Source organism: Rhodoferax sp. UBA5149 (genome assembly GCF_002413825.1).
Taxonomy (GTDB): Bacteria; Pseudomonadota; Gammaproteobacteria; order Burkholderiales; family Burkholderiaceae_C; genus Rhodoferax.
This window is the reverse complement of record NZ_DHXT01000171.1, coordinates 1-8,790: the sequence shown is the minus strand read 5'-3', so window position 1 is coordinate 8,790 and position 8,790 is coordinate 1. Positions and strand designations below refer to the sequence as shown.

Genomic DNA, 8,790 nt, shown 5'->3' with positions numbered 1-8,790 from the left:
CCTTTTCTGCGGCCTGGATCTGGTTGTCCGACCGCACGCTGCAATGGCTTTTTCCGGATCCCGCAAGCCTGATTTGGCTTCAGTCCGTCAAGGGCAGCTTTTTTGTCCTGGTCACGTCCTTGCTGCTGTACTACTTGATCAGGCGCGAAGCGATGGTGCGCGAGGCACTGGCCAGCAGGATCACACTGGAGACCGAGCGTCTGGCGCACATCATGGCCATCAATCCGACGGTGATTTATTCGCTGACAACCGATCCGCAGAAAAAGGGCGGTTTTGTCGTGGACTTTGTCAGTCCCAAGGTGGCGCAAATGACGGGATACCCGCCCGCCATATGGCTGGCAAGGCCAGGCTTGTGGCTGGAGCGGGTCCATCCGGAGGATCGGGCGATGGCACTGCAAGCCCAGCAGCAGCTGCTTGAAAAGGGCACGCTTCAGTATGAGTACCGCTTGCTGCATGCCGATGGCTCGTGCCGCTGGATCTACGACCAGGTGGTGCTCACCCGCAATCTGTCCGGGCGTCGCGCGCTCGCCGTCGGTGCCTGGCTCGACATCACGGATCGCAAGCAGGCCCAGGAACAGTTGCAGTTGACCGCGCAGGTCTTCGAATCGAGCCGGGACGGCATCGTCATCACGGATGCGCACAACCATCTGCTTTCGGTCAATCGCGCTTTCACTGAAATCACGGGCTATACCAAGGAAGAGGTTCTGGGGCGCAACCCGAGCCTGCTGTCCTCCGGACGACACGGCAAGGCTTTTTACGAGGTGATGTGGCGCGCCATTCAATCGGAGGGACGCTGGCAGGGTGAACTCTGGAACCGCCGCAAGAATGGTGACCTCTACCCTGAATGGCTTTCCATCAGTGTCATCCGCAGCCCCGACGGCCAGATCACGCAACACATCGGCATCCTGACGGATCTCTCGAGCCGCAAGGAGGATGAGGAAAAAATTCGTTTTCTGTCCAACTACGACACCCTGACCCAGTTGCCCAACCGTGCCTTGCTCCATGATCGGGCCCAAGTGGCGCTGGCGGCGGCGCAGCGTGCCCAGACCAAGGTAGCGCTGATGTATGTCGATCTGGACCGGTTCAAGAACATCAACGACTCGCTGGGTCACGCCATTGGAGACTGCTTGCTGCAAGAGCTGGCCACGCGCTTGACCGCGCACCTGCACCCGGATGACACCATTTGCCGCCCGGGCGGGGACGAGTTCATTTGTCTGTTGCCCAATACCGATGATCAGGGCGCGGCCCACGTGGCGCTAAGAACATTGGCCATCATCGCTGAACCGTTCCTGATCGACGGCCAGCGCCTGAGCCTGACCGCCAGCATCGGCATCGCGCTGTTCCCGGACAATGGCGCCGATTTGGCGCGGCTATCCCAGTGCGCCGATTCCGCGCTGTTTCGCGCCAAGCAAAGTGGCCGCAGCAACTTTCAGTTTTTTGCACAGCAGATGCATGAGCGCGCGAACGAGGTCTTGCGCATCGAAAACGACTTGCGCCGTGCGCTGGAAAACAAGGAGTTGCTGTTGTACTACCAGCCTCAAGTCGATGCCACCAGTATGAAAATCGTGGGCGTGGAAGCGCTGGTGCGCTGGCAGCATCCCGAGTGGGGCTTGGTGTTGCCGGGGCGTTTCATCTCCGTGGCGGAAGAGAGCGGCCAGATTCGCGACATTGGCAATTGGGTTTTGTATGCCGCCGTGCAACAGAACGCGGACTGGCAAGCGGCCGGATTGCCCATCGTGCCTGTGGCCATCAACCTGTCCGTGGTGCAGTTCAAGGATGACGCCTTGTGCGATACAGTCGTCGATGCGATGCGCGTGAGCGGCCTCGATCCTGCCATGGTTGAACTGGAGCTGACGGAAAGTATTGCCATGGACGACTCTACTTTTACCATCGACATGGTGGCACGCCTGCATGCGCTGGGGATTGCGTTGTCCATCGACGATTTCGGTACCGGCTATTCCTCGCTCAGCTACCTCAAACGATTCAAGATCGACAAGCTCAAGATCGACCAGTCTTTCGTGCGTGATCTGCATCGTGATCCGGACGACGCAGCCATCGTGACCGCCATCATCGGCCTGGCGCATGGGTTGGGATTCCGCACCATTGCCGAGGGTGTGGAAACACGGGAGGAACTCGACTTTCTGCGCGCCCACCACTGCGATGAAATACAAGGGTATTTCTACAGCAAACCGCTTCCCGCCGATGAGTTCGCCCGCCTGCTCGCACGTGAGCGCGAGCCGGGCATCGCGGCGCTGGTTTCAGGCCGGTAAGAAGCCTTCAATCGACAGGTAGCGCTCACCGGTGTCGTAATTGAAACCCAGCACGGTGGCGCCCGCTGGCAGGTCAGGCAGCTTTTGCGCAATGGCGGCCAGGGTGGCACCGGAGGATATCCCGACCAGAATGCCTTCTTCGCGGGCGCAGCGGCGCGCCATTTCGCGGGCCGGTTCGGCATCCACCTGAATCACGCCATCGAGCAAGGCCATGTTCAGGTTTTTCGGGATAAAGCCGGCGCCAATGCCCTGAATCGGGTGCGGTGCGGGGGCGCCACCGGAAATCACGGGTGAGGCCACGGGTTCCACCGCGTACACCTTCAAATTAGGCCATTTCGCCTTCAGGACCTGGGCGCACCCTGTCAGGTGACCGCCGGTGCCCACGCCCGTGATCAGCGCGTCAATACCGTCGGGGAAGTCGGCCAGAATCTCCAGCGCCGTGGTGCGCGCATGGGCCTCGATATTGGCCGGATTTTCAAACTGCTGGGGCATCCAGGAGTTGGGCGTAGCGGCCACCAGTTCCATGGCGCGGGCAATCGAGCCTTTCATGCCTTTTTCGCGCGGCGTCAGATCGAAAGTGGCGCCATACGCCAGCATCAGGCGTCGGCGTTCCACCGACATGCTGTCGGGCATCACCAGAATCAGTTTGTAGCCCTTGACCGCCGCCACCATGGCCAAGCCGACACCGGTGTTGCCGGAAGTCGGTTCGATGATGGTGGCACCGGGTTTGAGTTCACCGCTTTTCTCGGCTGCTTCCACCATCGCCAGCGCAATGCGGTCCTTGATGGAGCCGCCGGGGTTGCTGCGTTCGGACTTGATGTAGACCGTGTGGCCCGTGCCAAACAGGCGGTTCATGCGGACGTGCGGCGTGTTGCCAATGGTTTGCAGAATGTTGTCGGTTTTCATGAGCGGCTCCAGGGGTTGGTGGCGGGTTGCGATGGGGCTAACGGTGCGAAAGTCTTCATTCTGGCCTACTTCATCGATTTGTTTCGAATTATGGTTATCGATAGCCGTGATAATCGGGGGGTGAAGCCCGCCAGACTGCCGCTGGTGCAATCCTGGAAACAGGGCACTGGAGGAACGTCCGGACTGCATAGGGCAGCGTAGCAGCTAACGGCTGTCCACTGAAAGCCGCAAGGTACAAGGTGAGGATTAGAGCAACAGAGACGAGTCGCAGCGGGGCAACCCGATGCGGGTGAAACGGGCAATCTCTACGCGCAGCAATACCAAGTAGGCACACGCAAAGCGCGGCGGTTCGCCGCAGCGCCATGACCGGGGCCCCCGGAGTGTGCGGGTAGGTAGCATCGAGCCGTTGGGTGACCAGCGGCCCAGAGTAATGGCAGTCACTTCTGCCGGCCCGCAAGGGCCGGCAGTTGCACAGAATCCGGCTTATCGGTGGGCTTCACACTTTTATTTGGACAGCAGATTGGTACCTGCCTGACCAACCGCGACGTAGCCCAATTCGCCGGCCGTGGTGTCACGGGTCACGGCATAGAGGGCGTTGGAGGTCAACGTCGTTGAATTGGTCGTGTTCCAGTTCAGGCCATCGGTGCTGGTGAAGATAGCGGCCCCGGCACCTGCGGCCACATACTGAGTGACAACGGTTCCTGTCGGTGGGCCAATGGTCAAAGCGGCCGTTACCGTATTCAGGTTGTTGCCGCCAAGCGCGGCTTGAACTGTCCAGTTGAGACCATCGGGGCTGCCGAGCACCGTGCCCGAAGCGCCAACTGCAACGAATGCTTGGGTGACGACGCTGGCTGCGGAAGTGCTTGTGCCATAGGCGATGCCACGCAGGTTGGCTGTCACGCCGGCCCCCACATTGACCGTGCCCCAGGTGACTCCTCCGTCCACACTTTGCACCATGGTGCCGTTGTTACCTACCGCAACCCAGGTGCCCAGGGTGTTGGTCCCTTGGTTGTAAGGGCTGTAAGTCACGGCATACAAGCTCTGGGAGGTTGGACTTGCCCGCAGCGTCCAGGTCACTCCATCGGGGCTGGTGATGATGGAGCCATTCGCGCCAACCGCCACATTCAAACTCAAATTGTTGCTGGCAATCGCGTACAGGTTTTGTGTCGTGCCAGAGGTCTGCGTCGTCCAGGTCACGGCGTCAGGGCTCGTGATCACCACACCGCCGTCCCCTACCAGGGTGTAGTTGCCAAAATAGGAAGCGCCATTCAGGTTGCTGGCGGTGACGAAATTGATGGCGCTCCAAGTTGCCCCGTCACTGCTGGAATACATGGCGCCGCCAGCGCCTGCCGCCACATAGGTTGCTACCGAGGCTGTTGTCGTGGCGGTTGTTGCGCCAAACGCCACGCTGCGCAAATCAATGCTGCTGGGTGCCGTTCCGGCGGTCCAACTGGACCCTGCGATCCTGGGCGTAGCTAAGACCGGCGTGGTGCCCGGTCCGCCCGGACCGCCGTCGGTTCTTCCATTGATCGAAAACGAGTAGGGTGTGCCGTTGACCAATCCGGAAACGACATAGGGCGAAGTGACTTTGAGCAATACATTGCCGCCGGGCAAGCCGATCCAATTGTGCATCGATGTGGTGTCGGTCGGCGCAACGCTGGTTGGCCCGTAAAACAGCCAGTATTCAACCCCACTGGCCATGTTCCAGGACATCGTGGCCGAGGACTCACCGGTGGCTGTGACGGTAAGCCCCGTCGGAGCCGGTGCGGCGTCGCCACCACAGGCCACTGACAGCACCGCGGTGATCAGGGCGGCCGCGAACAACTTGAATGAGCGCAAAAACATAAATAAATCCAAATGAACGGTTGTTTCGATTTCGGGTGGTTCACGCAACACCTCTACTGCGAGTCAGCAGTGTCATGAAGTAAGACACGCCATATTGCTTTGCAAATTATCAGGGAACGACTGGGTTCCCGCGTTGCACCTCGGTAAAGCTGAGGTAAAACGGCCAACTCGTCCATTATGGAATATATCCAACAGCCGATTCCGGGGGGGGCACAGTTAAACTCGCGCTCATGCCTGTTCGCCGCCTCCAGTTCGTTTTTTTGGCTATATTTTTAATAGCTGACAGCGCACAATCTGCGGGGCCTTGCGCTGATTTTTCGGCCAGATTGCCGAACGTGAGGCGCGACTTGTGCGAGGCGGCCCAGCTGCAGCCCACGGCCGCCCGCTCGGTGAAAGGGCGAACGCTGTGGGTGCGCGAAATCAAGCCGGACCATGCCAGCTTGCGGGTGTTGGTGGTGGGCGCCATTCATGGCGACGAGCTGTCTTCCGCCGCGGTGGCCTTGCACTGGATCTCGCTGGCAGCGCAATTGCCTGTTGATGCGCCGCAGGCGATCCACTGGCGTTTTGTGCCGGTGCTCAACCCGGACGGTGTCTTCAGCCCATCGCCGCGCCGCGCCAATGCCCATGGTGTTGATTTGAACCGCAATTTCCCCACGCCCAACTGGGAGCGTGATGCCAAGGTGTACTGGGAAAAGCGGACCCGCAAGGATCCGCGCCGCTGGCCCGGCCCCAAGCCCTTGTCCGAGCCCGAATCGCGGTTCTTGTACGACGAGATGCAGGGCTTCAAGCCGCACTTGATCGTCAGCATTCATGCTCCTTACGGCGTGCTCGATTTTGATGGCCCCTCCGTGCCACCGTCCCGGTTGGGGCGCCTGTATCTCGATCAGGTCGGCATCTTCCCCGGCTCGCTGGGCAACTATGGCGGTGTGCACAAGGGGGTGCCGGTGGTCACGATCGAATTGCCCAATTCGATCCGCACGCCGCTGGACGGCGAGATGCGCCGGATGTGGCTCGACTTGTTGCGCTGGATGCGTGAGCGGGTCGGGACGGTGCAGGAGGTCGCCGTGCGCTCGCCATAAAACCGCGGTCAGAAGCGTTCAAACGGTTGCAGGTAGCGCCACTGCCCGATCGGCAGGGTCGTCAGCAGCACGCGGCCGATCCGGATGCGTTTCATGCTCAAAATCTTCAAACCAACGCGCTCGCACAGGTAGGCAAGCAAACCGGGATGGGCGCCTTTGACGGCAAAACGCAGCTTGCTTTTGCCCTCATTGGCGCTGTTGACGCTGACTTTGACGCGGGGCAGCGGGTGTCCGTCGGAACTGAGTCCCTGGTTCAGGCGCAGCAAGGTGTCGGGCGCGGCTTCGCCTTCGATCTCGACGATGACTTCATGCTCCATGACGCCGGCGTCTTCGATGAGCTTGCGCGCCACCCGCCAGTCCTGCGTGAACACCAGCAGGCCCCCGGCCCCCACTTCCAGCGGCACCGGCGCCGTCAACCCGGCGAAGTGCCGTTTCAGCATATTGATGCCCGAGGCGTCGTCGGCCGCGCGATTGGTGGGGCTCAGCAGCTGGCGCGCCGCGCGCGGCACTGACTTCGCTGCGCGTGGGTTGGTCTGTGGCGTAGCGCCCTCGTCGTCCCCATCGTCATAACCGGGCGGCTTGTGCAGCAGCAGGGTGACTTGCGTGACGTCCATCAGGCTGGCATTTTTGTCGAGTTCGACCTTCTGGTTCAGCACCCTGAATTGCGGCTCTTCCACCACCGTGCCGTCGACCCGCACCCAGCCGCCTTCAATGTATTGCTCGGCCTCGCGACGCGAGCAGGGCAGCATTTCGGCCACGCGCTTGGCCAGGCGTTCGCCCGGGCGCGGCGCGTGGGGTACAGGTTTGGTAGGGGCAGTCATTGGCAGGATGTTAACCGTCCCGGCTTTACCAACTGAGCGGATCGAGCCGGTAGAGCTGCGTGAGTTCGCGGTACAGCGCCGGGTGCTCCGTTGCCATGCGTTGTGGCTGCTCGAAGAAGACCTCCGAGATCACCGCGAAAAATTCAGCCGGGTCGGTGGCGCCATAGTCGCTGAACAAAGAAGACTCACTGTGCGACGCGCGCGCCTGCAACTGCGCGAACTCGGCCCCCAGCACCTGCGACCAGCGGGCGTAATGCGCGCGCCGCGCCAGCACCGGTGCACCGTTGGCGGCGCCCGTTTCCTGATCGAGCTGATGGGCAAACTCATGGATCACCACGTTTTGGCCGTCGTTGGGGGTGGCCGCGCCTGCGAGCGTGTCGTGCCACGACAGAATCACCTGCCCTTGCGACCAGGATTCCCCGGACAACACTTGGTGCCCGTGGTGCGCCACGCCAATGCCATCGGTGTGCTCGCGGTGCACCACGAAGCTGCCGGGGTAAACCAGGATCTGGCGCAAATTGGGGTAGTAGTCCCGCGGGCGATTGAGGATCAGCAAGCAGGCTTGCGCCGCAATCGTCACCCGCATCTCGTCGCTGATATCGAGGCCGTCACAGCCGATGAAGGCTTTCTCGGCGACGAAGACCTGGATGTGGCGCTTGAGCTGAAGCTGCAGGTCCGCCGGCAGCGCGCGAATGTAGGGCACACGCCGCTTCAAGATGGCGCGCCAGGCGGCGGGGAAGGGGCGGGCGCGAATCTTTTGGCGTTTGCGCTCGATCAGATAGGGCTCACCCAGCAGCCAGAGAATCAACAGCAGGGCCAGGATGGAAACAATGAGGGCTGGCAAAGGTCTGTTCCCAAGGTGAGAGTTCAACAGCCCTGTAGCTGGGCACGAAGCGGGCGGTTTCAATGGGCAAAAACATTGGCACGCTCACCATCCGGCCCGGATGAACGGCATGTGGGCAGCCGACACCGATCATGATCGCAGAAGTTGGGGCGTGGGCCCCCGCCTCATACTGTCAAATGCCCAGAAAACGAAGTTTCAGAGGAGACTAACTTGCTTGCAAGTTATGTCGTAACTAAATCGGCGGGGACCCACGCCCCAACTTCCGCGGGCAGCGTCGCTGGTTCGCGTAACAGGTTTCGATTCTTGTGAAGGACACGTGTTGCCCACCTGAGGGTATTTCTGCTCCAGCGCGTGCGGGGTTTCTACACCGCCGCGCTGCGCTTGGCGATCTGCCTCCCACTGCGCCCGCGCCGCCAGCATTTGCAAACGCAAGGTTGGTGCCAGCGAATGCGGCAGCATGACCACGCGATCCTTGCCACCTTTGGCCTCACGAACGATGATGACGTGGCGGTCAAAATCCACATCCTTGATCCGAAGGCGGATTCCCTCCATCAAGCGCATGCCCGTGCCGTACAGCAGCTTTGCCAGCAGCGCGGCAAAGCCATCCATTTGGGCCAGAAGACCAGCTACTTCGTCTTTCGTCAACACGGATGGAATGCGTTTGGTTTGTGGCGGCCGCCCAATGTTGCTTAACCACGGTAAATCGATATTGAGCACTTCGCGATAAAGAAACAACAAAGCACTCAGTGCCTGGTTATGGGTGGAAGCAGATGCCTTGCGTTCGGTGGCCATCATGGTGAGGAAGGCCTCAACTTCCGTCACGCCCATGTCGCGCGGGTGTCGCATACCTGACCCTTGGGCAGCATTCCAGCGAATGAAAAAACGTATCCAATAAAGGTAAGCCTTTTCGGTCTTGAGGCTATAGTGCAGGTAACGAACCCGCTCTTGCACCTGATCGAGCAAGCGGGCCGATTTCAACGGAGGAGTGCCGGGTTTCATGAAAAATTTATACCTGTATATAAATA

Annotated in this window: 7 protein-coding genes and 1 other RNA gene; 3 read left to right on the top strand and 5 right to left on the bottom strand. The window is 60.6% G+C overall.

All coding sequences use genetic code 11. The annotated features are described in order from the left end of the window. On the top strand, positions 1 to 2,270 hold a 2,270-nt coding region (locus B3V69_RS15520; protein ID WP_296447918.1), incomplete at its 5' end, for a sensor domain-containing protein. On the opposite strand, the gene cysK is transcribed toward B3V69_RS15520, so the two are convergent. Next, positions 2,259 to 3,176, bottom strand: coding sequence for a cysteine synthase A (gene cysK / locus B3V69_RS15515; protein WP_296447917.1), 918 nt, complete (start codon positions 3,174 to 3,176; stop codon positions 2,259 to 2,261). The genes B3V69_RS15520 and cysK overlap by 12 nt on opposite strands. 122 nt (positions 3,177 to 3,298) lie before the next feature. On the opposite strand from cysK, the gene rnpB reads away from it, so the two are divergent. Beyond that, an RNA gene (rnpB, locus tag B3V69_RS15510) (RNase P RNA component class A) lies at positions 3,299 to 3,678 on the top strand. 2 nt (positions 3,679 to 3,680) lie between these two features. Here rnpB and B3V69_RS15505 read toward each other — a convergent pair. Next, the gene (locus B3V69_RS15505; RefSeq protein ID WP_296447916.1) at positions 3,681 to 5,021 is read right to left on the bottom strand and encodes a fibronectin type III domain-containing protein; all 1,341 of its coding nucleotides are present in this window, start codon (positions 5,019 to 5,021) and stop codon (positions 3,681 to 3,683) included. Positions 5,022 to 5,356: 335 nt separating this feature from the next. Between B3V69_RS15505 and B3V69_RS15500 the strand changes: the two genes are divergently transcribed. Then, the gene (locus B3V69_RS15500; protein WP_296447915.1) at positions 5,357 to 6,100 is read left to right on the top strand and encodes a M14 family zinc carboxypeptidase; all 744 of its coding nucleotides are present in this window, start codon (positions 5,357 to 5,359) and stop codon (positions 6,098 to 6,100) included. Positions 6,101 to 6,108: 8 nt separating this feature from the next. On the opposite strand, the gene B3V69_RS15495 is transcribed toward B3V69_RS15500, so the two are convergent. The 3 genes from B3V69_RS15495 to B3V69_RS15485 all read right to left on the bottom strand — a co-directional run bounded on the left by B3V69_RS15495 (position 6,109) and on the right by B3V69_RS15485 (position 8,764). Continuing rightward, complete coding sequence (locus B3V69_RS15495; protein ID WP_296447914.1) at positions 6,109 to 6,921, bottom strand: RNA pseudouridine synthase; 813 nt, start codon at positions 6,919 to 6,921, stop codon at positions 6,109 to 6,111. Between the two features lie 25 nt (positions 6,922 to 6,946). Continuing rightward, a complete protein-coding gene (locus B3V69_RS15490) occupies positions 6,947 to 7,765 on the bottom strand; it encodes a zinc-dependent peptidase (RefSeq protein WP_296447913.1) in 819 nt (272 codons plus the stop codon). Between the two features lie 195 nt (positions 7,766 to 7,960). Beyond that, positions 7,961 to 8,764 (bottom strand): phage integrase N-terminal SAM-like domain-containing protein, encoded by an 804-nt coding sequence (locus B3V69_RS15485; protein ID WP_296447912.1) that lies wholly within the window; start codon positions 8,762 to 8,764, stop codon positions 7,961 to 7,963. Between the last annotated feature and the right edge of the window lie 26 nt (positions 8,765 to 8,790).